Source organism: Fructilactobacillus sp. X2R6C1, assembly GCF_059901295.1.
In genome coordinates this window covers 184,602-209,066 of the sequence record NZ_JBWXUZ010000001.1, presented here as the reverse complement: position 1 = coordinate 209,066, position 24,465 = coordinate 184,602, and the positions used below count along the sequence as shown (strand labels likewise).

Below are 24,465 nucleotides of genomic sequence, written 5' to 3'. Positions count from 1 at the left end.
CCTAATTAAATATTGGGTACGACTTATCTGCTTAAGACCTGACTTTTTTCTAGTAAACGACTGATGAAATAAGTCAGCACTCCACTGAATAAGAAGACCGATACAAGCCGGGTTAGAAACAGTAGGAGTAAAAATCCAAAATGATAATTTGCGTATCCACTTTTGATCATATCCCAAGCAAACGTAATTACCGTGGTGGTAATCGTCGTACTTATGATTCCTAACCAATCATAATGTTTATATCCCAATACGGCAAATCCTAACTCAGACGATAGTCCTTGAATTAAGCCGGATAACAAATCAGCAATTCCCCACTGACTGCCAAGGATCATCTCGACGAAGGCTCCCAGTAACTCACCAAGGGTAGCGGAAAATGGGATGCGAATGATAAACGCTGCTAACGGTCCAGCAAGCGTCCATAATCCAAAGGTGGCTTCGTTTGCAAACGGCTGCAATCCAAATGGTGTCAGTGCCGCAGCTAAGATATTATAGAGAAATGAAGTTCCCCAAAAAATCACTCCACAAAAAGCACCAATCAATGTAACTAAAATAATGTCCTTTAAATGCCATTCTCTCAAAATTTTCATGTGATCTCCTCCAATAAAAAAAGTTCCTGGATCTACCCCGGGAACTTCAACACATGATTAAAAATGACACTTGTAGTGTAGTCGGATCCCTTCGCAGGTCTTAACCTGATCAGGTTCAATGGGTATTATCTCAGCCTTTCGGCACCCCAGAATTATATAATTCACTTTAATAATATACTGATTGAATGGTAAAAGCAATCAAAATCAAAATGGAGATGCATTAATGCATCTCCATTTAACCTATTCTAATCCGACCCGTTTGAAAATATCATCAACGTGTCTAAGGTGGTAATGATAATCAAACGCATCGTTAATCTCTTGGTCAGACAACCGTTCATTAATCTGATCGTTAGCTTTAACTAACTTTTCAAATGACTCGCGGTTTTCCCATGACTGAGCCGTCAGTGGTTGAACTAAGTCGTACGCTTCTTCCCGACTCATGCCTTTATCAATTAGTTTTAGCATTACTCGTTGACTGTAAATTAGGCCATAAGTTAGATTCATATTTTCCTTCATCCGCTTTGGGAACACGTCTAGATTTGAAAGAATGTTGTTGAAACGATGGAGCATGTAATCTAAGAGCGTGGTACTCTCTGGTAGAATAATTCGCTCAGCCGAAGAATGGGAAATATCACGCTCATGCCACAAAGAAACGTTCTCGTAGGCAGTGGTGATTAGTCCACGCATCGTTCTGGCCAACCCACAAATGTTTTCTGATCCAATTGGGTTCCGTTTATGTGGCATTGCTGAAGAACCCTTTTGACCAGGATTAAAATGCTCTTCTACTTCATGAATCTCAGAACGTTGCAAACCACGGATCTCCGTTGCAAAATTTTCAAGACTAGTGGCAATCAACGCCAAAGTGGCGATATATTCGGCATGCAAATCACGAGGTAAGACTTGACTAGTGATTTCTTGGGCTCGTAGTCCTAATTTATTACATACGTAAGCCTCTACCTGAGGATCGATGTTAGCAAACGTCCCAACGGCTCCAGAAATTTTCCCGGCTTCCACTCCGGCAGCTGCTTCGTTAAATCGTTTTAGGTTTCGTTTCATTTCTGAATACCAACGTGCCATCTTTAAGCCAAAAGTCATTGGTTCCGCCTGAACCCCATGGGTTCTTCCGATTTCAACCGTATCCTTATATTTTAAGGCTTTCTGCTTAATGGTATCCATTAAAGTTAAAATATCCTGACGAAGAATCTCGTCAGCCTGCTTTAGTCTAAGTCCCTGAGCGGTATCGACAACATCAGTACTAGTAACGCCGTAATGGATCCACTTTTTTTCGGGGCCAAGCGACTCCGAAACATCGCGGGTAAAAGCCACCACATCATGGTGAGTTTCCGATTCAATCTGTGCAATGCGGTCCACGTCAAAGGTCGCGTTTCTTTTAATGGCAATAATGTCAGCATCTGGAATCTTACCTAACTTATTCCATGCTTCATCAATCGCAATCTCAACTTCAAGCCATGTCTGATACTGATTCTGCTTACTCCAAATTCGCTTCATTGGTGCTCTTGTATAACGATCAATCATTTCATTCACCTCATTATAATTACAGGATAATCTTACATAATGTTTTCTTTTCAGTCAAATCAACGCCGCTACTACTTTATTATAATTCTAATATTCAATAAAACACGAACATTATTTTTAACAATATTTTGAACGTTCTTGATTTTTCCATATGTGATTGGTAAACTGTTCTTGGTAAAAAAATTCATTTACGAGGTGCTATTTATGTCTGTAACAGTTGTTGTTGGTAGTCAATGGGGCGATGAGGGCAAAGGAAAGATTGTCGATACCCTAAGTGCTGACGCGGATATCATTGCTAGATATCAGGGCGGTGACAATGCGGGTCACACCATTGTGTATAACAATCAAAATTTTCACGTTCAACTCGTTCCGTCCGGAATTTTCTATTCTGACAAGTTGGCAGTAATTGGAAACGGCGTTGTTTTGAACCCCAAGTCACTATTTAAAGAAGTCGACTATCTAAACAAACATGGTGTTTCTACCGACAACCTCCGTGTATCATCTCGTGCTCAAGTCATCATGCCATACCATCCTCTTTTTGATAAGCTTCAAGAGGAACACAAACATCATAAGATCGGGACGACTCAGAAGGGAATTGGCCCTGCTTACATGGACAAGGTTGCTAGGGTTGGAATTCGGGTGGCCGATTTAATTGATCCAGTAACTTTCAAGAAGCGTTTGAAAGACGTCTTGGCTGAAAAGAACGAAATTTTGGTTAAACTATACAACCATGAGCCCCTTAATTTTGAAGAAATCTATAATGAATACGTCCAGTTAGGGAAACGATTAAAACCATACGTAACCGAAACCTCCGTTCTTTTAAACGATGAAATCGATCATAACCAAAACGTCCTGTTTGAAGGTGCTCAAGGAATTATGTTAGACGTTGACCATGGGACATATCCCTACGTCACTTCTTCGAACCCCGTTGCCGGAGGCGCTGCCGTTGGTGCTGGGATTGGACCCAGCAAGATTGATCGGGTCATTGGAACTTGTAAAGCCTATACTTCACGTGTCGGTGAGGGACCATTTCCAACGGAACTACTAGACGAGACCGGTAACTACATCAGAGAAACCGCCCATGAGTACGGGGTTGTGACCAAGCGTCCCAGACGAATCGGTTGGTTTGACAGCGTTGCCTTAAGACACGCTCGTCGTGTTTCTGGTCTAACCCACCTAGCCTTAAACTGTCTGGATGTTTTTGACGGATTAAAAGAAATTAAGATTTGTACCGCATATGAACTAGACGGTAAGAAAATCACTTATTACCCCGCTAACTTGGATATCTTGGACAAGTGCAAACCGGTCTACGAAACGCTCCAGGGATGGAACGAGGATATCACTAATTGTGATACTTACGACAAGCTTCCTAAAAACGCCCAAAAGTTTCTTGACCGGGTTTCAGAACTTGTAGGTATCCCGTTAGTCACTTTCTCAACTGGTCCCAAGCGAGAACAGACCCATCAAATGTAAAAAATAAGACCCTGGATAAAATCCAGGGTCTTTTTATGTCAACTCTTATACATAACGTAATTCTTTGGACGTGTGAGTAAATGGTTCATTTCCATCCTTGGTTAAGTGGATGCAATCTTCAATTCGAACCCCAGCTACGCCAGGAATGTAGATACCCGGTTCAATTGAAAAGCACATGCCTTCCCTTAAAATCATCTTATTGCCCTCCATGATTGAAGGGAATTCATGCTCACCCATCCCCATGCCGTGGCCTAAACGGTGGATGAAGTATTTACCATAACCAGCCTTGTCAATGATATCTCTTGCAACCGCATCCAGGTCTTCGGCCCGAATACCTGGTTTAGCAGCAGATTGGGCAGCTAACTGAGCTTCCAAACAAACGTCATAAATCTCTTTTTGTTTGGCCGGAATTTTATCACCAACAGCGACCGTCCGGGAAGCATCAGAGATGTAGCCATTATGAACCGTTCCTAAATCAAATAATAACAGGTTATCGTTCTTAATCTTGTTCATGTCAGTAGCACCATGTGGTTCCGCCGCGTGAGGTCCAGTCTGAACCAGAGTATCAAAACTCATGTTCATAACCCCTCTGATTTTTTCCTGGTACTCAATCTCAGCAGCCACTTCTGCCTCCGTTTTACCGGCTTTAGTGGTCTCAAAACCAACTTGAAAAGCAAAGTCGGCTTCTTTTCCAGCAGCGTCTAACTGTTCAATCTCATATGGCGTCTTAATTACCCGCAGTTCACTAACTTCTGGAGCCACGTTAGTGCTAAAGTCAGCCTTCGGAAATTCAGCTTGAAGCTGTTGATAACGACTAATGACCAAGTTGTCGTCTTCAATCCCAAATCGCTTGGGATCAGGAGTTACATCACGAATGTGCTTGGCGATCAGTTTAAAGGGATCTTCATGGTCTAAGTAACCATAAACGGGATACTTCCATCCTGACTCCTTTATGGCTTCCACTTCGAGTTCTGGTGCAAACAGAAATGGTTCCGCATCAGGAAAAATAAAAAGTGCCAACACCCGTTCAACGGGATCACTACCAAAACCAGTAAAGTACTTAATATCCTCAAAATTACTGATGTAAGCAACATCAAGCTTCTTTTGGTTAACGTAGTCTCTCATTTCATTTAATTTAACCATAATAAGACCTCCTGAATTTGTTGCTAATTTTAGCATACAATTAAATTTAATCAACACAAAAAGAAAAACCTAACATTAATCGTCAGATTTCATCTTCCTAATATGTCTGGTCACATTCGGATCCAGGTTTAACGTTTGCTGGTCTCGTGTCTTTAACAAAAGGTGCCCACGTTCGTCGATTCCCGCCAATTTTCCAGTGATTTCATTATCATGATTGATAAGGGAAACTTGTTTGTTAAGCCACAGCAGCCGCTTAGTATATTGATTAATAATCCGATCATCGTCCCACTCGCGATAGACCTCGTACAAATGGTCATAAACCGAAGCAATTAACTGGTTCCTTTTAAGTGGTGGTACCACGTTTAAACTCCCCACCATTTGGTCACCATTACGTGAAAACGGCATGATCCCAATATCGAGGCCGATGCCCATGATAAAGTTCTCGGGCTCGTTATCTTCGTTACTCTGAATTTCAGTTAAAATCCCACAGACCTTACTGTCATCGTGATACACGTCATTGACCCATTTCAATTGAGTATCGATGTTGTAGACCCGTTTAATGGCGTCCGTAACGGCAACCCCAATCCCAAGTGTTAAAACGCCTGGATTATCAAGATACCTTGGTTGGGCCTGAAACACCACCGTAAAATAAACCCCGTTGTTTGCAGGAGAATAAAAATGATGACCATTTTGGCCCTTCCCCTTCGTCTGTTCGTTAGCAATGATCATGCCAGGACGATGCCAGACTTCAACTTGAGCCTCTTCGTTAGTCGACGGTAACTGGTCATAAACCTCGATTTGATCAATGGGATTACTAATTAAGCTATGAATTACGCGTGCATTTAAAATATCGTTCATGATTTATTCACTCACCTGGGTAGCAAGAGTCCCAATGTACTTCCATCCCACGTCCAAAAAGTTAATCTGGTACAAATCATCGTTTCTTCTAGCACTTTCCATGTGAGGTAATGAAACCTCAACGGACTTGGGTTTTCCGATCAATCCGACTCCCTGAAGTTTTAAGACCGCTTCCTTGATGGTCCATAATCTTAAGGCTTGTTCACCTTGCCGTTCGCCCTTTAAATTCTTTAAGTAATCAAGTTCTGCTGGGGTGAAAGCCTTGGTAATCCTGGTGTAGTCATAAGGACGAATCTGTTCTAAGTCAACTCCAATTGGTTGATCAGAAATTACCACCAAAACCGCGTCATGAGAGTGAGCAATGTTAAAATGATAGCCATTTGGCACAAAATAGGGTTTCCCGTAATGTCCAAAATCAATGTCAACGTTTTTAATGGCGTCTTGTACTGGCATCCCCACCAGTTTAGCTAACAAAACCCTTCCAACAAGCGTCTGTTGCTTTTTGGGCTTATCGGTGATTTCTAAGTCTTGGTAGTATGGTTGAAATGCTTTTGTGGTGATCGAATCACTTAAAAATTTAATCATGCTAATTCCTCATTTTCATTTTATTAGACCTGATTGGGTCCGAGAGATAAAAAATAAGAGTCTCACTATTTTCAACAGATACAATAGTAACACTCTCATACATCTTGGTCATTGACTAAAAATTACGGTACCTAGCAAACCGCTTCTTAAGCATCTCATCCTTTGGCATCGCATTTAGTTCTTTAATTTTTTTCACCAAATCACCACGAAACCGTTCAAAACCATCGGCGGTATTTACTTCAGGAATAATTCGATCAATGATTCCTTCTTTTAGTAGGTCATCTGGAGTCAACTTCATGACTGAAGCAGCTTCTTTCATCCGACTAGCATCTTTCCACAAAATGGTGGCATATCCTTCTGGAGAAAGAACCGAATAGATACTATCCTCAAAAGCCCAGACGCAGTCACCAACAGCTAATGCCAGGGCACCACCACTGCCACCTTCACCAACAATCACACTTACGTAAGGAACTTTCAGTTGCATTCCCTGTAAGATTAATTGCGCAATCGTATAGCCAATCCCGTGGTACTCGGCTTCTACACCAGGATAAGCTCCAGGAGTATTAATCAAGGTAACAATTGGACGATTGAATTTTTCGGCCTGCTTCATCAATCGCAGCGCTTTGCGGTATCCGTCAGGCTCAGCCGAACCAAAGTGCCTTTCGATGTTGGAATTTAGATCCGAGCCCTTTCTAATCCCAATCAACGTCGTCGGAATTTCATCAAGGGTTCCAATCCCAGCGTATACGGCGGGGTCATCACCGTAAGCCCGATCACCATGCAGTTCCATAAAATCTTCGGTAATTCCGTTAATGAGGTCATCAACCCCAATCTTACCCGCAGCTCTAGCATTTATAACTCTATCCCATGCGGTTGGTTTACTCATCATTATCACCTACCCGATGCCACTTTAGAATTTTATTAAGTGTCTCTTTTAGATCGCGTCGTCTCACGACCCCATCCAAAAACCCATTTTTAAGTAATGTCTCTGATCGTTGAAAGTCTTTTGGTGGGCGCTGTTGAATCGTCTTTTCAATCACCCGACGTCCCGCAAAACCAATCAAAGCGTGGGGCTCTGACAAAATAATGTCTCCCTGCATTGCAAAACTGGCAGTCACCCCACCAGTAGTGGGATCACAGGGAACACTGACGTACAGTAAGCCCGCTTTACTGTGTTGCGCAACCGCTTCAGACACTTTGGCCATCTGCATCAGGGAATGAATCCCCTCTTGCATCCGGGCTCCTCCAGAAGCAGTAAACACAATCACGGGAAGCTTCTTTTTCGTTGCCGTTTCAAACAGTCGTGCCAGAATCTCACCCGTTGCCGTCCCAAGGCTTGCCATTACAAAGCGCCAGTCCATCGCAGCCATCGCTACCTGATTTCCATCAATGGTACCAATCCCAGACAAAACACTCTCATTTAGACCAGTCACCGCGCGTGCCTTCTTCAATTTAGCTACGTACTTTTCGTCGTTAAATTTTTTGGAAGCCTTCAAATCGGTATTAATGGGTTCAAAATCATCACACATTAACTCAATGCGTTCTTTAGCTCCAATTCGGAAGGCGTAGTGACAATTGGGACACTCTTTATATCTTCCCAAGTCTTTCTTGTAGAAACTTTTCTGACAGATTGGACATTTGACCCAGATGTGATCGGGGATTTGATCCATTCGCTGACTTAACTCTTTTTGACTAATACTTTCAAACCGTTTGCTCGTCATACTGCTTCATCCATTCTTTTAAGAACGTACTCTCAATGTAATTATTGTTAAAATCACCGGTCAAAAAATGCTGATCAGAGATCAGACCCATCAAGAAATCACGATTTGTAGTAACACCACTAACAACCAATTCTTTCAAAATCTGTTTCATCTCTAAAACGGCTTTGCGTTTAGTTGGTTGGTGCACAATGATTTTGGCAATCATCGAATCATAATATGGTGAAATCATGTCACCAGCTTCCACTCCGGAATCAACCCGGATGGAATCTGATTCAGTTGGAAATTTCATCTGACGCAATTGACCTGGTGCCGGAGCAAAATTATTGCTAGGATCCTCGGCATCGATCCGACATTCAAGTGAGTAACCCTTGACCGCACAGTCTTGCTGATTAAATGGCAGATTTTGACCCTCCGCCACTAAAATCTGAGCCTTAATAATCTCTACTCCAGTAACCTCTTCGGTAACGGTATATTCAACTTGAAGCCTCGTATTCATTTCCATAAAATAAAAATGTTCTTCTTTATCCATCAAAAATTCGAAGGTTCCGGTATTAGTGTAGCCAATTCCCCTAGCGGCTTTAGCCACGGTCTGTCCAAGTTCTTGGCGTTTTTCAGGCGTAATTTTTAAACATGGACTTTCTTCGATTATTTTTTGATGATTACGCTGCATTGAGCAGTCTCGTTCCGGAAAGTAGACCACGTGCCCGTGTTCATCGGCGATGACTTGCATTTCAATGTGTTTGGCATCATTTAAATCTTTTTCCATGTAAAGCCGGTCATCCCCAAATGAAAGTTTGGCTTCACGCTTCGTATCACTAAAGGCTTTTTTTAATTCAGATTCACTAGTAACTTTTCGAATTCCCTTACCGCCACCACCGGCAGCAGCCTTTAACATCACGGGATAACCAGTTTTTTGGGCCACTTCTTTAGCCTGGTCGTAAGTATCAACAAACCCATCGCTACCAGGAATTATCGGAACGCCATTCTTTTTCATGGCTTCTTTGGCATTACCCTTATTCCCCATCAGATTAATTACTGAAGCGGTGGGACCAATAAATTTAATTCCGCACTGTTCACATAATTCAGCAAAATCAGCATTTTCAGACAAAAAGCCATACCCGGGATGGAGCGCATCACATCCGCAAAGAACCGCGGAATCAATAATTGCTGCCATGTTTAGGTATGACTCATCTGGAAACGGTCCACCAATACATACGGATTCGTCAGCTAATTTTACGAATAAACTATCAGCATCAGCGGTTGAATAAACCGCCACCGCCTTGATATTCATTTCGTGAAGTGCACGGATGATCTGAACTGCGATCTCACCGCGGTTTGCAACCAGCACTTTTTTAAACATTAAATCACCTTTTTAAACTAATATGAATTGAGCTTTCTAGTCTTCCTTAATTTCAAAAATCGGTTCATTGTATTCCACCATCGAACCACTTTCAGGCATTCGTTTAACGATGGTCCCACTCACTGGACTTTTAACCTCATTAACCAACTTCATGGCTTCAATTACACAAACGGTCTCACCCTTTTTAACATGATCACCATCTTGCTTAAAGTCGGCCTTTTCTGGGCTTGGAGCGTAATAAAGAATTCCAACCATTGGAGCTTTCAATTGATAATTATCGGAGTCGTCAGTTGCATCAATTGACGCAGATTCAAGTTGAGCCGGCTTTCTGGATTCATTAACTGACTCACTTGCATGCAAGCTGTCGTGATCAGGAATTTTGGATAAGTAAACGGCCCCTTCATTCTGATTAATCTTAATTTCTTGTAAACTCGATTGCTCAAATTTATCAATTAATTTTTCAATATCTTGTTCATTCACTAATCTTCATTCCACTTCTTCATTGCAATTACCGCATTGTGACCACCAAAGCCAAAGGCATTACTAATTGCAGTATTAACGGGCGCCTTTTTGTTATCTTCATTGACCAAATCAACGTGAATCTCAGGATCCTTATGCTTCATCCCCACGTTAACCGGCATCTGATCATTTTGAAGGGCAGCAACTAAAGCAACCGCTTCAAGTCCACCGGCGGCACCTAGGGAGTGTCCCACCATTCCTTTAATGGAACTAACCTTGACGTGATCGTTATCCTTAAACAACTTTTCAATCGCACCAGCTTCAGCAACATCATTAGCGTGAGTGCTGGTACCGTGCGCATTAACGTAATCAAGTTCACTAGTTTTAATGTGACCTTCATCAATGGCTTCCTTCATGGCTCTAATGGCACCTTTTCCAGAGGGGTTCGGAGCAGTCATATGATAAGCATCGCTGGTAGCACCGTATCCAACCACTTCGGCCAAAATATTAGCACCACGTGCTTTAGCATGGTCATAATCCTCAAGTACAAGAGTACCAGCCCCTTCTCCCATGACAAAGCCATTGCGGTCTTTATCAAATGGCATTGAGGCATCTTCTACTTTTTCAGCGGTTGAAAGAGCTGTCAATTTAGCAAATCCAGCAATTCCAATCTCGGTGATGGCAGCTTCAGTTCCACCAGCAATCATCATCTTGGCTTTCCCTTGTTTAATTAGTTCAAAGGCGTTTCCAATGGCATTATTAGCTGAAGCACAAGCCGTCACAATGGTCTGAGACGTGTTTTCCGCATCAAAGTACATGGAAACATTTCCAGCTGCCATGTTAGCAATGGCTTTAGGAACAAAAAGTGGTGAAACTCGCTTTGGTCCCTTTTCGTGCATCTTGATGATGTCACTCTCAATGGTAGTAAGACCACCAATTCCATTTCCGTACATGACACCAAGGTCCTCAGGTTCGTAATCACCCTGTTTCAGGCCAGCTTGATCCATGGCCTCTTTAGCACTGTACAAAGCGTACTGTGAAAAAAGATCAATTCGTTTGTAGGCACGTTTATCTAAACGCTTGCTTGGATCAAAGTCTTTAACTTCAGCAGCTACCGTTACACCCGTGTTACTAGCATCAAATTTGGTAATTGGTGCAATGCCCACTTTAGAGTTAAACAAATTGTTGGAAAAGGTTTCGGCATCATTTCCGATGGGGGTGACAGCTCCCATCCCTGTTACAACTACTCGATTACTCAAATGATTTCCTCCTGTTCAAATAAATAATTTTACTGATTATTTATCGTTCTCCGCAATCTTCTTTTGAATGTAGTCAACTAATTGTTGGACGGTGTTGATGTCTTCATCACTTTCAATTTCGATGTCATATTCATTTTCAAGTCCGTCAACCACTTCAAAAAAGTCAAGACTATCAATATCAACGTCTTCCTTAAGATTAGTGTCCATCTTGATGTCTGATGCTGGTACATCAGTTTGTTTTGCGATTAAGTCCTTGATTTTGTTAAAAATTTCGTTTTGATCTGCCATAATTTATCACTCCATAATATTTTTTGTATTTAGTATCTAATTACTACGGTTCCAATGGTTAATCCACCACCAAAACCGGTTAAAACAAGGTTGTCACCACGGTTAATCTGATGCTCCTCTACCATTTCACTAAGTAGCAATGGTTCGCTCGCCGCAGCGGTATTGCCATACTTATTGATATTAACGGGAAACTTTTCCATCGATAAATCTAATTTGTTAGCAATACTTTTAATAATTCGTTCATTTGCTTGATGAACGATAAAGTACTTCACATCACTTAAGCCAATGTTTGCCTTTGAAAGCGCCAGTTTGATGGATTCTGGAACCCTTTGAGTAGCAAAACGATATACTTCATGACCATCCATCTTGAAATACGGCTGGTGTGTATCATCAGCGAAGTGCCCAGCCGTTAGCGAATTACCAAGTTCTCCAACTGTTTCTAAGTCACTAGCAAGTACCTCTGACTCACTTCCATCATTGGTAGCTAGAATTCCCGCAGCACCATCCCCAAACAGGACCGCCGTTGAACGGTCCGACCAATCAATGTATTTGCTTAGCTTCTCACCGCCAATTAAAATGCCCTTTGCATGCGGCTTATTTGCAAGCAACGCATTCAAGACGTAAATTCCGTAAGCAAATCCGGAACAAGCGGCGTTTAGATCAAAGGCAATTGCATTGTCGGCATGAAGATTTCCTTGAACCGCTGCTGCAGTTGAGGGAGTTTGAAAGTCTGATGACATGGTGGCTACGATGATGAAATCAACGTCACTTGCAGAAATATTGGCCTTATTAATGAGCTTAGTTGCAACATCAGTACACATGGAAGTATTAGTCTCTGACTTAGAAATGTGACGGGCGTGAATACCGGTCCGTCGTTTGATCCACTCATCAGAGGTATCCATGATTTTAGTTAAATCATGATTAGTAACAACATTATTGGGCGTTGACCTTGCCGTTTCTAAGATTGAAAAACTACCCATTTGCGACTCCTATTACCTATTTTATTGTTCTCTTTCCTTGTTACTTACGATAAAGGTCAACTGAGCGTCACAAGCCTTTTTATCGCCAACGTATGCCACACACGAAACTGAGCCAGCACTTCCTCTAACCTTATCAATCTTAACCTCAAAGCGTAGAACATCACCGGGCTCCACCATCTTTCTGAACTTCGCGTTGCGAATGCTACCCATATAAACCGTTTTGTTCTTAAACTGGGGCGACTTCAAAATCAGAATTGAAGCAACCTGGGCCATCGATTCAATAATTAAAACACCGGGCATGACTGGATTACCAGGAAAATGTCCTTGGAAATAATTTTCGTTAATTGTAACATTCTTGGTAGCCGTAATGGACTTGCCTGGATCCATCGCATCGACCCGGTCAATAAATAAAATCGGGTAACGATTAGGAATTAGATCCATAATTTCTTTTGCGTTCATTAAACTCAAATTATTCACCTCTATTAATCTAATTTGATTCAAGCATGGTATTTCGAGTAATTACCATGTGTTCATATTCAACAAGTTTTCGTTATTTAGCAATCAAAAACAATTCTAGTTAGAATGATTCTGACATAAAAGCCTGTCATATCAGCATTTTAAAGCAAGTATGTATCTGGTTACACTTGTTTTAATGTGTAATCATGACCAAACTCCCACCTTTGAGTCAAAAAAATCCCATAGCCGATCAACGACTATGGGATATTTAAATTAATTTTAATTTAGGCAAGTAAATGAACACCCTTGTCAACGTAGATAATGTCACCAGTAACACCGGTTGATAAATCACTAACTAAGAAAGCAGCAACGTTACCAATCTGATCAGTTGTTACATTCTCACCATCAACGGTGAATGATTGTGACATTTTAAGAAGGTCACGATGACCCTTAATTCCGGTAACAGCCAAAGTTTTAACGGCTCCAGCGGAAATTGCGTTTACTCGAATTTGGTCTTTACCAAGTTCAGAAGCAAGGTAACGCATAGCTGATTCAAGGGATGCCTTAGCAATTCCCATCATGTTGTAATCAGGAATGGCACGAGTTGAACCCATATAAGTTAACGTTAAAATGCTACCAGGTTTGTTCATAATCTTGCTGGCATAACGAGTAACTGAGATAAATGAGTACGCACTAATGTCTTCGGCTAAGTTGTAACCATCTTTTTTGGTGTTAATCACACCATTTTGAAGGGTTTCTTTGTCAGCAAAAGCAATGGCATGAATAACCCCATCGATGTTTCCAAAACGGTCATGAATTTCGGAAAAAGCCTTTTGGACGTTAGCATCTTCGGCCACGTCACATTCAACCAGTGGGAACTCTTCATCACCAATGGTCTTCTCAATACTCTTCTTTAAACGATCATTTTGGTATGTCAAAATAACTTGAGCTCCAAGTGACTTAATTGCTTGTGCACATCCCCAAGCAATACTTTTCCTATTCGCCACACCCATCACAACAACTTTTTTTCCTTTTAATAAATCAGCCATCTTCAAAATCCTCCTAGAACCAAATATCTAATTTACATCATTATATCAAAAAATTAATTCATTCATTAAAAATTTCGGTAACGGGAAAGTCGCTTAGCAACCAAATCATCCTTAGATAATGCATTTAATTCCCTAATTTTTTTAACCAGATCGCCTCTGAAACGTTCGAAACCATCAACCGTATCAGCTTCGGGAATAATCTGATCGATGATTCCTTCAGACAACAAATCATCCGGCGTTAATTTCATCACTGAAGCAGCTTCTTTCATCCGACTGGGGTCCTTCCACAAAATCGTGGCGTAACCTTCGGGTGAGAGCACCGAATAAATACTATCCTCAAAGGCCCAGACACAATCACCGACAGCCAGTGCTAAAGCACCACCACTGCCACCTTCGCCAACGATCACACTAATATAAGGAACGGTTAGTTGCATTCCTTGTAAGATTAATTGAGCAATCGTATAACCAATTCCATGATACTCGGCATCAACGCCAGGATAGGCGCCTGGTGTATTAATTAAGGTGACAATCGGCCGGTTGAACTTTTCGGCCTGTTTCATCAGACGCAAAGCCTTCCGATATCCATCTGGTTCTGCGGAACCAAAGTGCCGCTCAATGTTGGAGTTTAAGTCCGACCCTTTTCTAATCCCCACAAACGTAGTGGCAATGTTGTCCATGGTGCCAATCCCACCATAAACAGCCGGATCATCACCATAAGCCCGGTCACCATGAAGTTCCATAAAATCATCGGTAATGCCATTGATTAAATCATCAACCCCAATTTTTTTGGCAGCTCTAGCGGCCAGCACCTTATCCCATGCCGTTTTTTTAGCCATTAAGATCACCTACCTGATGCCATTTTAGTAACTTCCCTAACGTTTCTTTCAATTCAGAACGTTTAATGACATCGTCCAAGAAGCCATTTTTAAGCAACGTTTCAGCCCGCTGAAAATCTTTTGGCGGACGCTGTTGGATCGTTTTTTCAATCACCCGACGACCAGCAAAACCAATCAAAGCATGGGGTTCTGACAACAAAATATCACCCTGCATGGCAAAGCTGGCGGTCACACCACCAGTGGTAGGATCGCCCAGCACACTGATGTAAAGCAACCCAGCCTTACTATGCTCAGCTACTGCCTCAGAGACCTTGGCCATCTGCATCAAGGAATGAATTCCCTCCTGCATTCGCGCACCACCAGAAGCAGTAAAGACAATCACTGGCAGATCCTTCTTAGTAGCCGTTTCAAATAAACGAGCCAAGATCTCGCCAGTAGCCGTTCCTAGACTGGCCATAATAAAACGCCAGTCCATTGCGGCAACCGCAACTTTGACACCGTTGATCGTTCCGATTCCCGATAGAACACTTTCGTTTATCCCAGTAACTTCTCTGGCCTTCTTTAGTTTTGCCACATAATTATCGTCTTTAAATTTTTTGGAAGCCTTTAAATCAGTATTAATGGGTGCAAAGTCGTCGCACATCATTTGGATGCATTCTTTGGCTCCAATCCGAAAAGCATAGCCACAATTTGGGCATTCTTTGTACTTACCAAGTTTCTTTTTGTAAAAAGTAGTCCCACAATAAGGACATTTCACCCAAATATCATCAGGAATCTGATCCATTCTTTTGGTCAGCTCATCAGAATTCAAATTCTCAAAATCACTTTTTGCCATGTTTCTTCATCCATTCTTTTAAGAACGTACTTTCAATGTAATTATTGTTAAAATCCCCAGCCAAGAAATGCTTGTCATTTAGTAAAGCAATCAAGAAATCTCGGTTGGTTTTGACCCCTTCAATGTGAAACTCATTAAGAACCCGACGCATCTTATGGACAGCCTGTTTCTTAGTGGGCAAGTGAACAATGATTTTGGCAATCATTGAATCGTAGTACGGCGAAATGACGTCGTTTTGTCCAATGCCAGAGTCCACTCGAACTCCCTTTGTACCATAAGTCTGGTGCAAACTCGTAATCTTACCCGGCGATGGGGCAAAATTATTGCTGGGATCTTCTGCATCAATTCGACACTCCAAAGCGTAGCCTTTTACGCCACAATCAGCCTGCGTGAAGGGTAATTTTTCACCTTCTGCAACTAAGATTTGGGCTTTAATGATTTCCACATCGGCAACTTCTTCGGTAATGGTGTACTCGACCTGCAATCTGGTGTTCATTTCCATAAAGTAGAAGTTGTGATCCCGATCCATTAAGAACTCATATGTACCTGTATTTGTATACTGGATTCCTTTGGTGGCGTTAACGACGATCTGACCAAGTTCTTTGCGCTTTGCCGGACTAATTTCGGCACATGGACTTTCTTCAATGATCTTCTGGTGATTACGTTGAAGTGAACAATCACGTTCGGGAAAATAAACAACGTTACCATGCTCATCGGCAATGACTTGCATCTCAATGTGCTTGGCATCGTTTAGATCTTTTTCCATGTACAATCGATCATCGCCAAAGGAAAGTTTAGCCTCCCGTTTCGTATCCTGAAAAGCCTTAGCCAGTTCATCGTCATCAGCAACTTTTCGGATGCCCTTACCACCACCACCGGCAGCAGCCTTCAGCATTACTGGATAACCAATTTGATGAGCGACTTCTTTGGCTTGTTCCACGGAGTCAATAAAACCATCACTGCCAGGAATCGTTGGGACACCACTTTTTTTCATGGCTTCCTTAGCATTGCCTTTATTTCCCATCAAATTTATGACCTTAGCACTTGGACCGATAAACTTAATGCCACACTGATTGCAAAGTTCCGCAAAATCAGCGTTTTCAGACAAAAAGCCATATCCCGGGTGCAAAGCATCGCAACCAGTAAGTACCGCTGCATCAACAATTGCTGCCATATTGAGATATGACTCGTCTGGAAATGGTCCACCGATACAGACTGACTCATCGGCCAATTTTACGAATAAACTATCAGCGTCAGCAGTTGAATACACTGCCACTGCCTTAATATTCATATCATGAAGCGCACGGATAATCTGGACTGCAATCTCGCCCCGATTAGCCACCAGTACCTTTTTAAACATTAAATCACCTTTCACTCACTATGATTCAACCGCAAACATCAACGTTGCATTAGCGATTTCTTGTCCGTCCCTAGTGACAACACCTTTTCCAATTCCAATATTATGTTTAACCTTTAATAAATCAACCTTTAAATGTAAAACATCGCCCGGTCGAAAATCATCTTTAAACTCAGCTTGTTTGATTCCACCAAAAAAGGCGTTTTTACCCTTGTATTCTGGCATTGATAAGAGAGCAACCACTCCAGTCTGAGCCATTGACTCAAGCACCAACGGACGTGGCAGTGTCGGATGATTACCTTGATTTGCAAAGTACCATTCGTTTCCTGCCAACATCTTAGTGGCCTCGGCTCCCTCTCCCGGGGTAATGGTGTCAATCTTATCGATCATCTGAATTGGGGGACGTTGAGGGATATAATCATTAACATTCAATGCCATAACTAATCCTCCTTAATCTCATAAACTGGTTCGTTATACTCAACCATCGAACCATTCTCAACCAGACGTTTCACGACGGTGCCGCTCACCGGACTTTTGACTTCATTGACCATCTTCATGGCCTCAATGATACAAACCGTTTCACCCTTTTGAACGCGATCACCATCTTTTTTGAAGTCGGGCTTTTCAGGACTAGGAGCAAAATACAATATTCCCACCATCGGTGCCTTTAGTTGATAATTACCACTAGTAGGTGCATTCAACTGAAGCTTTTCCTGATTTTCATCCGATTTATCATCCGCCGTTTTTTCAACACGGGTGACTAGTTTAGAATGACTGTCAATCTTGGAGAAATAAAGTTGTTGACCGTTTTCGTCAATTTTTAATTCTTGTAAGTTGGACTTATCAAATTTAGTTATTAATTTTTCAATGTCTTTTTCATTCATTATTGATTCCACTTCTTTATCGCAATGACCGCGTTATGACCACCAAATCCAAATGAATTACTAATGGCGGTACTGACCGGTCTTTTAGCATTCTCTTTATCCACTAGCCTGATATGACTTTCTGGATCCTGGGTACTGACACCAACATTCACTGGCATTTGACTGTGCTTCATGGCTCCAAGAATTGCCACGGCCTCAATGGCCCCGGCAGCTCCAAGGGCATGACCAGTCATCCCCTTGGTTGAACTAACCAAGACGTGGTCATTATCTTTAAACAACTTGCTAATGGCCTTTGACTCAGAAACATCATTAGATTGAGTTGCTGTGCCATGGGCATTAATGTAATCAAGATCGGAAGTCTTGATGTGAGCTTCATCCAATGCTTGTTGCATGGCCCCAATGGCCCCTTCCCCATCTGGATCCGGAGCAGTAAGGTTGTAAGCGTCACTCGTTTGGCCGTAGCCAACGATTTCACCCAAAATATGTGCATCACGCGCTTTGGCGTGATCGTAATCTTCAAGCACTAAGGTTCCAGCACCAGCGCCCATTACGAAACCGTCCCGATCTTTATCAAATGGCATGGAAGCGTGAGCTGGATCTTCACTTGAAGAAAGAGCTGTTAGGGCCGCAAAGGCTGAAATCCCAACCGGAGTAATTGCTGCCTCTGATCCACCAGCGATCATCATTTTAGCCTTACCAGCTTTAAGGTATTCATAAGCATCGCCAATCGCGTTGGTTCCAGTTGCACAAGCTGTAACCACGGCTTTACTGGTGTTTTTAGCGCCAAAGTAAATCGAAATATTGCCAGCAGCCATATTAATAATGGTTTCTGGGATAAATAACGGAGAAAGACGTCTGGGACCCTTTTTGTACATTTTTAGAACCTGCGTCTCGATGGTACTAATACCACCAATCCCAGATCCGTAGATGACGCCAAGATCCTTTCCATCATATTCTCCTCGTTTCAACCCAGCTTGGTCCATTGCCTCTACGGCACTGTAAAGTGCATATTGCGCAAATGGATCTACTCGATGATAGTCTCGTTTAGCTAAGCGTTTGCTTGGATCAAAGTCCTTTACGCCGGCTGCCACGTGAGCTTTAATCTCAGAGGTGTCAAAACTAGTGATTTTTTCGATTCCAACCTTTGAAGCCAACAAATTATCAATAAAAGTCTCAGCATCGTTCCCGATCGGGGTTACTGCACCCATGCCCGTAACAACAACTCTATTACCCAATTGAATCCTCCCTTAAATAAACGGAACTACATTGTGAGTCCGCCATCAACAGTGATTACCTGTCCGGTAATGTATTGATTATTAATCAAAAACTCGATTGTTTCGGCTACTTCTTCAGCACTTCCAAAACGATGAAGGGGAATGGTATCTTCCCACCTCGAAATAATTTTGTCACTCAATTTGGCCGTCATGTCGGTCTTGATCATGCCAGGAGCAACGGCGTTACAACGAACCCCTCTAAGTGATCCCTCTTGTGCCGTCGTCTTTGTTAAACCAACAATCCCTGATTTGCTTGCCGAATAATTAGCCTGTCCCATATTTCCGTGAAGTCCCGAAATACTGGAAGTGTTGATGATAACACCAGCTCGTTTCTTTTGCATGGTCTTTAAGGCATACTTAGTCATATTAAACGTTCCAACGAGGTTGGTGTCTAACACAGCTTTAAAATCCTCTTCGCTCATCCGCGTTAAGAGTTTGTCCCTGGTAATCCCAGCATTATTAACCAATACATCGAGATGATCATGTTCATCTAAGATCTGGTTCACCATTGACTCAGCGTCTTCTTCTTTTGAAACGTCGCCAATCAAGATCTCAATCTCAGTGTCAAACTGTGACTTTAAATCTTTTACTTCGTCATCACTTAATTCTTGATGAGAATTCACAATCACAAAATTATGTGGATCTTTTGCTAATCGTTTAGCGGTTGCCAGACCAATTCCCTTAGTAGCACCAGTAATTAAAACCGTGCTTTTGTCATTTTTCGTTGTCATGAATTAGTTCTCCAAACCAAGTTTTGCTTGTAAATCATTCAATTTTTTCAAACTGTCAACGCTATAAGCATCGACATCTTTAAGTGTCTTTTTTGCAAATTTAGTCAGTGTGTTCCCCGGCCCGATCTCAATCAGCGTATCCACTCCATAGTTTTTGACCATGAATTCTAGATCCGCTTTAAAGTGGGTTGGATTGACCAACTGACGGGTTAACGTATCGGAGAGGTTATCCTTGTTAAACAGGTCAACGTCAGTATTACTAATAACTGGAACCTCCGGGGTTTTAAAGGCAACATTCTCCATTCGTTTTGAAAGCAAATCACTAGCTAGTTGCATCAGCGGAGTATGTGAAGAAACGGCAACTTTTAAGGGAACGACTCGCTTTGCTCCCCGGTTCTTAAGTTCTGCACTAGCTGTTTTGACCCCAGACTCAGTCCCACCAATCACAGTTTGTTCGCTGGTATTGAAATTAGCTGGGTATGCTCCATCAACTTCGTTAGTTACGTCAACCACCACTTGGGGCTCAACCTTTAACACAGCAGCCATTGAACCGGGATTTTGCTTTCCGGCTTCATCCATGTAGTAGCTTCGGTCACGCACTAATTTTAATCCTGATTGAAAAGATAGTGCTTTAGCAGATACTAAAGCACTATACTCGCCTAAACTAAGACCCATCATTGCCTGCGCTTTAGGAAGCTTGCCAGCTAAAATCTGGTAAATCCCATAACTCAAAGTCAAAATGGCAATCTGAGTATTTTCAGGATCGTCAAAAACCTTCGGATCGGATAGATCAAGATTTAAAGTATGCGACGCGGTATCGACCACGTTTTTATAGGTATCGTTATTTTGATACAAGTCAGATCCCATGTTAGCAAACTGTTGTCCCTGGCCACTGAATAAATAACCGATTTTCAAAATTTAAAACACTCCTAAAATAAAAAACACTTTATTATTTATCGTTCTTTTCGTCAATTTGCTTTGCAACATAATCAACTAGGTCAGAAACCGTCTCCATGCCCTCATCACTATCAATTTCGATGTCATAGGCATCTTCTAGGGCATCCACAATTTCAAAGATATCTAATGAATCTAAATCCAAGTTATCTTTGAAGTTGGCGTCCATTTTAATGTCATCGGGGTTGATATCGGTTTGGTCGGTAACAACCGCCTTAATCTTGTCAAAAATCTGATTCTTATCTGCTTTTTCAGCCATAAATAATCACTCCATTTAATAAAATTTGTTTGTCCTCAATAATTAATTATAACAGTTCCAGTAGTTAATCCGCCACCAAAACCGACAAGGGCAACTTTGTTTCCTCTTTGAATTTTACCGCTTGTAAGCAAATCTGCCAATAGCAGTGGTTCACTAGCTGCCGCTGTATTCCCATATTCATCAATATCAATTGGGAACCGACTTTTCGGCAAATCAAGCCTTCTAACAACGCTAGTAATAATTCTGGCATTAGCTTGATGCATGACAAAAACATCAATATCATCTAAAGCTAAATGAGCATCTGTTAGTGCTATTTTAATTGAACTGGGAACCCTCTTTAACGCAAAGTTAAACACTTTATGACCATCCATCTTAAAGAACCGATTTTCCTGATTGGTACTTTTCCCAAATGGTGTAACGCAGGGAAAGTGTCCAGCTGTTAAAGCTGACCCCAAATCACCATAAGTTTGAAGGGACTCTCCTAAGATCTTCGAATCAGAACTAGGATCATTTTTAACCAAGATTCCAGCGGCTCCATCACCAAAAAGCACGGCAGTTGATCGATCTGACCAGTCCAAAAACTTACTTAATACTTCCGCACCAATCAAAATCCCACAACTACCGTTCTTTTTTGCTAACAACGAATTAAGAATTGACGTTCCAAACGCAAAACCCGTACATGCGGCATCAATATCAAACGCCACCGCATTGGTAGCGTTAATCGCACCCTGAACGCTAGCAGCCGTCGATGGAGTCTGATAATCAGATGACATGGTGGCCACAATTACATAATCCAAGTCTTTAGGATCAGTCCCAGAACTTTTCAAAAGCTTTTTAGCCACTTCCACACTCATTGACGTTGTAGATTCATTAACCGCAATGTGCCGACTTGAAATGCCCGTTCGTCTCTTGATCCATTCATCAGAGGTGTCCATAATCTTAGCCAGGTCGTCATTAGTGACGACCTCTTCAGGAACACTTTTGGCGCTTGAAATAATTTTAAAAGCACTCACTACTTATCACCTACTTAATCGACCCGGTCAGCTAACGAGAATTCAAGCGTGGCCGAACAAGCTTTATCGCCATTAACTTCACTATCAGCCACCATCGTGTAGGTTCCATCGTTAACTTCTTTTAAATCAACGTGAACTTTCAAAGTGTCGCCGGGTCGAACCATGTGTCTAAACTTCACATTTTTAGTTTTGTTAAGTTTAGTAACCTTACTTTTAGGATCAACATCAAGCGATTTCAAAATGAGGATTGACGCCACCTGCGATAAGGTCTCAACAATTAAAACTCCTGGCATTAGTGGAAATCCGGGAAAATGACCCTGAAAATAATTTTCATTAGCGGTGACGTTCTTTACGGCATCAATTGACTCGCCCGGAGTTAGCTGATCCACTCGGTCCACAAATAAAGTTGGGTTACGGTTTGGAAGAATTTCCATTATTTTATCAATGCTTAACTGTTCCATATTTTCATCTCACAAAATTTAGTTTTACGTTACAAATGTGACGTTTGGTAACATCTTAACGTTTATTCAAACTGAGTGCCTCGCTACTTACTAACAGGATTTTATCCTTTGAATTATACCCAATCGCCCATCGATTTCCGTATCGATCTCCGGGAATTCCTGGGAATTTATCGGCCTCATCATTATCCATATCCTGTAGATAATCATAGGATTCTGGGATGGGAGCCGAGTAACGATCGATTCCAACACCATCAACATAATACATCCGCCAGTGATTAGTGTCATTTATGAAATGATGCTCTTGATCATAGGAACCGGGCATAACCTCAACGCTGTACTCAAGGTAATCTGGGTTGACCAGAACAGTATGCCCATTATCCATGATTGCGGAATAATAGGTGCCATAGTCCACCAAATCTGGATAACGATGACGTTCAATCTTTTGCCGTGGCGCCAGCTCAATATCTGTCCCATCAATCACTCTCTGTTTATTAGGATGTCGTTTTTCATCGATTTCAGTTTGAAATTTTTTCAAGAATTCATTGGCCGAACCGTGCAATTTGGAAATACCATCCGAAATCCGATTTTTTCTAACCATGATACTGTCCCTCCTTAATTTTTTTACACTTGATTTTACCACATTGAAGACTAAATTCTAACGTTTGGGCACCAAGGTATCGTATACTTGCTTATAGTATAAGAGATCAAATAATCAATGAAGGTAGGTAAGAAAAATGGAATTGAAGCTTGAACGAATCTATACCAAGCCCGTCGATAAGGATGGATACCGAATCCTAGTTGATCGTCTCTGGCCTCGTGGAATCTCGAAGGTTAACGCCGATCTAGATATTTGGTTCAAATCAATCGCTCCAAGTACCGAACTAAGAAAATGGTTCGGACACGACCCCGCCAAGTTTGAGGAATTCAAACAAAAGTATTTGGATGAACTAAAAAATAATCCACAAATGCCCGGATTTATATCATTAATTTCCACCCATTTAAAATCGGGTAACGTAATTTTGTTGTATGGAGCAAAAGATACCAAGCATAATCAAGCGATCATTATCTATCACTATTTGCTTGCCCAACCTGAGATTAAAGCAGAACTCAATCAGTAACGGAGGGATTTAACATGAAAACAGTAGAAATTGGCAAATCAGATGTAACAACAGTCCCACTAGGCTTAGGCACTAATGCCGTTGGTGGTCACAACTTATTTCCAAACTTAAGTGACCAAACCGGAATCGAAATCGTTAAAACAGCTTTAGACTCTGGCATTACCCTGCTAGATACTGCCTTTGCGTATGGCATGGGCGAATCAGAAAAACTAATCGGTGAAGCCATCAAGGGATACGATCGTTCTAAGATTCAGATCGCTACTAAGGGTTGTCAAAAGGTTCAAAGCGATGGAAGCGTTGTTATTGATGACTCTCCGGAATACTTAAAACAATGCGTCGAAGATAGTTTGAAACGACTTCAAACCGACTACGTTGATATCTTCTACATCCATTTTCCAGATGATCACACCCCATTAAACGAATCAGTGGCTGCTTTAAACGAAATGAAAAAAGCCGGTAAGATTCGTGCCATCGGAGTTTCAAACATGTCAATGAAACAATTAAAGCAGGCCAACCTTGACGGGCTGGTTGACATTGATGAAGAAGAATACAACTTGATTGATCGCTCAGCCGAAAGGGAAAGATTCCCATATCTAAAGGAACACGATATTTCATTTGTTCCATTCTTCCCACTTGCATCTGGACTCTTGACCGGCAAGTACAGCAAAGAGACTAAGTTCCCAGAGGATGATATCAGACATGACAATCCCGACTTTAAAGGCAAAGAGTTCAAAAAGATTGTTGAAAAAGTTGACCAACTAAAGCCAATTGCCGACAAGCATGACGCTACCGTTGCTCAAATCGTCATTGCTTGGTACATCAAGAATCCTGATATCACGGTTGTTATTCCGGGTGCCAAAAAGCCAGAGCAAGTCAAAAGCAATGCTAAAGCGTTAGATATTGACCTTAGCCACGCCGAGTATGATCAAATTAACACCCTGTTTAAATAAAGATAGAAAAATTAAAAGCGTTCATCAAATGATGAACGC

General features: G+C 41.7%; 29 protein-coding genes and 1 riboswitch. Of the genes, 3 read left to right on the top strand and 26 right to left on the bottom strand.

Translation table 11 applies throughout. The features are described 5' to 3' along the window. Positions 1–23: 23 nt before the first annotated feature. Positions 24–587: an ECF transporter S component gene (locus AC6UDF_RS01005; protein WP_500693437.1), complete on the bottom strand. Its 564-nt coding sequence runs from the start codon at positions 585–587 to the stop codon at positions 24–26. A gap of 67 nt (positions 588–654) precedes the next feature. After that, a riboswitch (TPP riboswitch) is annotated at positions 655–746 on the bottom strand. An 81-nt stretch (positions 747–827) separates the two neighbouring features. After that, positions 828–2,123, bottom strand: a complete 1,296-nt coding sequence (gene purB, locus AC6UDF_RS01000) for an adenylosuccinate lyase (protein WP_500693436.1) — start codon at positions 2,121–2,123, stop codon at positions 828–830. A gap of 204 nt (positions 2,124–2,327) precedes the next feature. Here purB and AC6UDF_RS00995 point away from each other — a divergent pair, with 204 nt between their 5' ends. Then, positions 2,328–3,596 carry an adenylosuccinate synthase gene (locus tag AC6UDF_RS00995; RefSeq protein ID WP_500693435.1) on the top strand — a complete coding sequence of 423 codons (1,269 nt, stop codon included), beginning with the start codon at positions 2,328–2,330 and terminating at the stop codon, positions 3,594–3,596. A gap of 45 nt (positions 3,597–3,641) precedes the next feature. On the opposite strand, the gene AC6UDF_RS00990 is transcribed toward AC6UDF_RS00995, so the two are convergent. From AC6UDF_RS00990 to AC6UDF_RS00875, 24 genes are all read right to left on the bottom strand, one after another. Further along, positions 3,642–4,739, bottom strand: a complete 1,098-nt coding sequence (locus AC6UDF_RS00990) for a M24 family metallopeptidase (protein ID WP_500693434.1) — start codon at positions 4,737–4,739, stop codon at positions 3,642–3,644. Between the two features lie 75 nt (positions 4,740–4,814). Beyond that, positions 4,815–5,597 (bottom strand): biotin--[acetyl-CoA-carboxylase] ligase, encoded by a 783-nt coding sequence (locus AC6UDF_RS00985; protein ID WP_500693433.1) that lies wholly within the window; start codon positions 5,595–5,597, stop codon positions 4,815–4,817. Positions 5,598–5,600: 3 nt separating this feature from the next. Beyond that, on the bottom strand, positions 5,601–6,182 hold the full coding sequence (locus AC6UDF_RS00980) for a 4'-phosphopantetheinyl transferase family protein (RefSeq protein WP_500693432.1): 582 nt from the start codon (positions 6,180–6,182) through the stop codon (positions 5,601–5,603). 115 nt (positions 6,183–6,297) lie between these two features. Then, positions 6,298–7,068 (bottom strand): carboxyltransferase subunit alpha, encoded by a 771-nt coding sequence (gene accA / locus AC6UDF_RS00975; RefSeq protein ID WP_500693431.1) that lies wholly within the window; start codon positions 7,066–7,068, stop codon positions 6,298–6,300. Then, positions 7,061–7,903, bottom strand: coding sequence for an acetyl-CoA carboxylase carboxyltransferase subunit beta (locus tag AC6UDF_RS00970; protein WP_500693430.1), 843 nt, complete (start codon positions 7,901–7,903; stop codon positions 7,061–7,063). Before AC6UDF_RS00970 ends, accA (AC6UDF_RS00975) begins: the two co-directional genes overlap by 8 nt. Then, entirely contained in the window at positions 7,884–9,263 is a 1,380-nt protein-coding gene (locus AC6UDF_RS00965; RefSeq protein WP_500693429.1) for an acetyl-CoA carboxylase biotin carboxylase subunit, read from the bottom strand. The genes AC6UDF_RS00970 and AC6UDF_RS00965 overlap by 20 nt, the downstream gene beginning before the upstream one ends. 36 nt (positions 9,264–9,299) lie before the next feature. Next, positions 9,300–9,743, bottom strand: coding sequence for an acetyl-CoA carboxylase biotin carboxyl carrier protein (locus tag AC6UDF_RS00960; RefSeq protein WP_500693428.1), 444 nt, complete (start codon positions 9,741–9,743; stop codon positions 9,300–9,302). Beyond that, positions 9,743–10,981: a beta-ketoacyl-ACP synthase II gene (gene fabF / locus AC6UDF_RS00955; RefSeq protein WP_500693427.1), complete on the bottom strand. Its 1,239-nt coding sequence runs from the start codon at positions 10,979–10,981 to the stop codon at positions 9,743–9,745. The genes AC6UDF_RS00960 and fabF (AC6UDF_RS00955) overlap by 1 nt, the downstream gene beginning before the upstream one ends. A 36-nt stretch (positions 10,982–11,017) precedes the next feature. Next, the gene (locus AC6UDF_RS00950; RefSeq protein ID WP_500693426.1) at positions 11,018–11,269 is read right to left on the bottom strand and encodes an acyl carrier protein; all 252 of its coding nucleotides are present in this window, start codon (positions 11,267–11,269) and stop codon (positions 11,018–11,020) included. Between the two features lie 29 nt (positions 11,270–11,298). Then, positions 11,299–12,249 (bottom strand): beta-ketoacyl-ACP synthase III, encoded by a 951-nt coding sequence (locus tag AC6UDF_RS00945; RefSeq protein WP_500693425.1) that lies wholly within the window; start codon positions 12,247–12,249, stop codon positions 11,299–11,301. Positions 12,250–12,270: 21 nt separating this feature from the next. Further along, on the bottom strand, positions 12,271–12,717 hold the full coding sequence (fabZ, locus tag AC6UDF_RS00940) for a 3-hydroxyacyl-ACP dehydratase FabZ (protein WP_500693424.1): 447 nt from the start codon (positions 12,715–12,717) through the stop codon (positions 12,271–12,273). Between the two features lie 272 nt (positions 12,718–12,989). Next, the gene (fabI, locus tag AC6UDF_RS00935; RefSeq protein ID WP_500693423.1) at positions 12,990–13,754 is read right to left on the bottom strand and encodes an enoyl-ACP reductase FabI; all 765 of its coding nucleotides are present in this window, start codon (positions 13,752–13,754) and stop codon (positions 12,990–12,992) included. Between the two features lie 65 nt (positions 13,755–13,819). Further along, positions 13,820–14,590 carry a carboxyltransferase subunit alpha gene (gene accA, locus AC6UDF_RS00930; protein WP_500693422.1) on the bottom strand — a complete coding sequence of 257 codons (771 nt, stop codon included), beginning with the start codon at positions 14,588–14,590 and terminating at the stop codon, positions 13,820–13,822. Continuing rightward, a complete protein-coding gene (locus AC6UDF_RS00925; RefSeq protein ID WP_500693421.1) occupies positions 14,583–15,425 on the bottom strand; it encodes an acetyl-CoA carboxylase carboxyltransferase subunit beta in 843 nt (280 codons plus the stop codon). The genes accA (AC6UDF_RS00930) and AC6UDF_RS00925 overlap by 8 nt, the downstream gene beginning before the upstream one ends. Next, positions 15,412–16,785: an acetyl-CoA carboxylase biotin carboxylase subunit gene (accC, locus tag AC6UDF_RS00920; protein ID WP_500693420.1), complete on the bottom strand. Its 1,374-nt coding sequence runs from the start codon at positions 16,783–16,785 to the stop codon at positions 15,412–15,414. The genes AC6UDF_RS00925 and accC overlap by 14 nt, the downstream gene beginning before the upstream one ends. Before the next feature lie 18 nt (positions 16,786–16,803). Then, on the bottom strand, positions 16,804–17,220 hold the full coding sequence (locus AC6UDF_RS00915) for a 3-hydroxyacyl-ACP dehydratase FabZ family protein (protein WP_500693419.1): 417 nt from the start codon (positions 17,218–17,220) through the stop codon (positions 16,804–16,806). A 2-nt stretch (positions 17,221–17,222) separates the two neighbouring features. Continuing rightward, positions 17,223–17,666 (bottom strand): acetyl-CoA carboxylase biotin carboxyl carrier protein, encoded by a 444-nt coding sequence (locus tag AC6UDF_RS00910; protein WP_500693418.1) that lies wholly within the window; start codon positions 17,664–17,666, stop codon positions 17,223–17,225. Further along, positions 17,666–18,901, bottom strand: coding sequence for a beta-ketoacyl-ACP synthase II (gene fabF / locus AC6UDF_RS00905; RefSeq protein WP_500693417.1), 1,236 nt, complete (start codon positions 18,899–18,901; stop codon positions 17,666–17,668). The genes AC6UDF_RS00910 and fabF (AC6UDF_RS00905) overlap by 1 nt, the downstream gene beginning before the upstream one ends. Positions 18,902–18,927: 26 nt before the next feature. After that, positions 18,928–19,671: a 3-oxoacyl-ACP reductase FabG gene (fabG, locus tag AC6UDF_RS00900; protein WP_500693416.1), complete on the bottom strand. Its 744-nt coding sequence runs from the start codon at positions 19,669–19,671 to the stop codon at positions 18,928–18,930. Positions 19,672–19,674: 3 nt separating this feature from the next. Beyond that, a complete protein-coding gene (locus tag AC6UDF_RS00895) occupies positions 19,675–20,586 on the bottom strand; it encodes an ACP S-malonyltransferase (protein ID WP_500693415.1) in 912 nt (303 codons plus the stop codon). Between the two features lie 34 nt (positions 20,587–20,620). After that, positions 20,621–20,884: an acyl carrier protein gene (locus AC6UDF_RS00890; RefSeq protein WP_500693414.1), complete on the bottom strand. Its 264-nt coding sequence runs from the start codon at positions 20,882–20,884 to the stop codon at positions 20,621–20,623. A gap of 35 nt (positions 20,885–20,919) precedes the next feature. Then, a complete protein-coding gene (locus tag AC6UDF_RS00885) occupies positions 20,920–21,897 on the bottom strand; it encodes a beta-ketoacyl-ACP synthase III (RefSeq protein ID WP_500693413.1) in 978 nt (325 codons plus the stop codon). A gap of 14 nt (positions 21,898–21,911) precedes the next feature. Next, the gene (gene fabZ / locus AC6UDF_RS00880; RefSeq protein WP_500693412.1) at positions 21,912–22,358 is read right to left on the bottom strand and encodes a 3-hydroxyacyl-ACP dehydratase FabZ; all 447 of its coding nucleotides are present in this window, start codon (positions 22,356–22,358) and stop codon (positions 21,912–21,914) included. Between the two features lie 55 nt (positions 22,359–22,413). After that, the gene (locus AC6UDF_RS00875) at positions 22,414–22,956 is read right to left on the bottom strand and encodes a hypothetical protein (protein ID WP_500693411.1); all 543 of its coding nucleotides are present in this window, start codon (positions 22,954–22,956) and stop codon (positions 22,414–22,416) included. 136 nt (positions 22,957–23,092) lie between these two features. Here AC6UDF_RS00875 and AC6UDF_RS00870 point away from each other — a divergent pair, with 136 nt between their 5' ends. Both AC6UDF_RS00870 and AC6UDF_RS00865 read left to right on the top strand, forming a co-directional pair. After that, positions 23,093–23,476, top strand: a complete 384-nt coding sequence (locus AC6UDF_RS00870) for a DUF488 domain-containing protein (protein ID WP_500696451.1) — start codon at positions 23,093–23,095, stop codon at positions 23,474–23,476. 14 nt (positions 23,477–23,490) lie between these two features. Continuing rightward, positions 23,491–24,426: an aldo/keto reductase gene (locus tag AC6UDF_RS00865; RefSeq protein ID WP_500693409.1), complete on the top strand. Its 936-nt coding sequence runs from the start codon at positions 23,491–23,493 to the stop codon at positions 24,424–24,426. Positions 24,427–24,465: the final 39 nt, after the last annotated feature.

Bases quoted from the DNA above. Each gene is read 5' to 3' on its own strand.
- purB (WP_500693436.1), bottom strand. From the start codon at position 2,123: ATGATTGATCGTTATACAAGAGCACCAATGAAGCGAATTTGGAGTAAG.
- AC6UDF_RS00995 (WP_500693435.1), top strand. From the start codon at position 2,328: ATGTCTGTAACAGTTGTTGTTGGTAGTCAATGGGGCGATGAGGGCAAA.
- AC6UDF_RS00980 (WP_500693432.1), bottom strand. From the start codon at position 6,182: ATGATTAAATTTTTAAGTGATTCGATCACCACAAAAGCATTTCAACCA.
- AC6UDF_RS00950 (WP_500693426.1), bottom strand. From the start codon at position 11,269: ATGGCAGATCAAAACGAAATTTTTAACAAAATCAAGGACTTAATCGCA.
- AC6UDF_RS00890 (WP_500693414.1), bottom strand. From the start codon at position 20,884: ATGGCTGAAAAAGCAGATAAGAATCAGATTTTTGACAAGATTAAGGCG.
- AC6UDF_RS00985 (WP_500693433.1), bottom strand. From the start codon at position 5,597: ATGAACGATATTTTAAATGCACGCGTAATTCATAGCTTAATTAGTAAT.
- AC6UDF_RS00945 (WP_500693425.1), bottom strand. From the start codon at position 12,249: ATGGGTAGTTTTTCAATCTTAGAAACGGCAAGGTCAACGCCCAATAAT.
- AC6UDF_RS00875 (WP_500693411.1), bottom strand. From the start codon at position 22,956: ATGGTTAGAAAAAATCGGATTTCGGATGGTATTTCCAAATTGCACGGT.
- AC6UDF_RS00865 (WP_500693409.1), top strand. From the start codon at position 23,491: ATGAAAACAGTAGAAATTGGCAAATCAGATGTAACAACAGTCCCACTA.
- accA (WP_500693422.1), bottom strand. From the start codon at position 14,590: ATGGCTAAAAAAACGGCATGGGATAAGGTGCTGGCCGCTAGAGCTGCC.
- accC (WP_500693420.1), bottom strand. From the start codon at position 16,785: ATGTTTAAAAAGGTACTGGTGGCTAATCGGGGCGAGATTGCAGTCCAG.
- accA (WP_500693431.1), bottom strand. From the start codon at position 7,068: ATGAGTAAACCAACCGCATGGGATAGAGTTATAAATGCTAGAGCTGCG.
- fabG (WP_500693416.1), bottom strand. From the start codon at position 19,671: ATGACAACGAAAAATGACAAAAGCACGGTTTTAATTACTGGTGCTACT.
- AC6UDF_RS00915 (WP_500693419.1), bottom strand. From the start codon at position 17,220: ATGGCATTGAATGTTAATGATTATATCCCTCAACGTCCCCCAATTCAG.
- AC6UDF_RS01005 (WP_500693437.1), bottom strand. From the start codon at position 587: ATGAAAATTTTGAGAGAATGGCATTTAAAGGACATTATTTTAGTTACA.
- fabZ (WP_500693412.1), bottom strand. From the start codon at position 22,358: ATGGAACAGTTAAGCATTGATAAAATAATGGAAATTCTTCCAAACCGT.
- AC6UDF_RS00965 (WP_500693429.1), bottom strand. From the start codon at position 9,263: ATGTTTAAAAAAGTGCTGGTTGCAAACCGCGGTGAGATCGCAGTTCAG.
- AC6UDF_RS00910 (WP_500693418.1), bottom strand. From the start codon at position 17,666: ATGAATGAAAAAGACATTGAAAAATTAATAACTAAATTTGATAAGTCC.
- fabI (WP_500693423.1), bottom strand. From the start codon at position 13,754: ATGGCTGATTTATTAAAAGGAAAAAAAGTTGTTGTGATGGGTGTGGCG.
- AC6UDF_RS00990 (WP_500693434.1), bottom strand. From the start codon at position 4,739: ATGGTTAAATTAAATGAAATGAGAGACTACGTTAACCAAAAGAAGCTT.
- AC6UDF_RS00970 (WP_500693430.1), bottom strand. From the start codon at position 7,903: ATGACGAGCAAACGGTTTGAAAGTATTAGTCAAAAAGAGTTAAGTCAG.
- AC6UDF_RS00925 (WP_500693421.1), bottom strand. From the start codon at position 15,425: ATGGCAAAAAGTGATTTTGAGAATTTGAATTCTGATGAGCTGACCAAA.
- AC6UDF_RS00870 (WP_500696451.1), top strand. From the start codon at position 23,093: ATGGAATTGAAGCTTGAACGAATCTATACCAAGCCCGTCGATAAGGAT.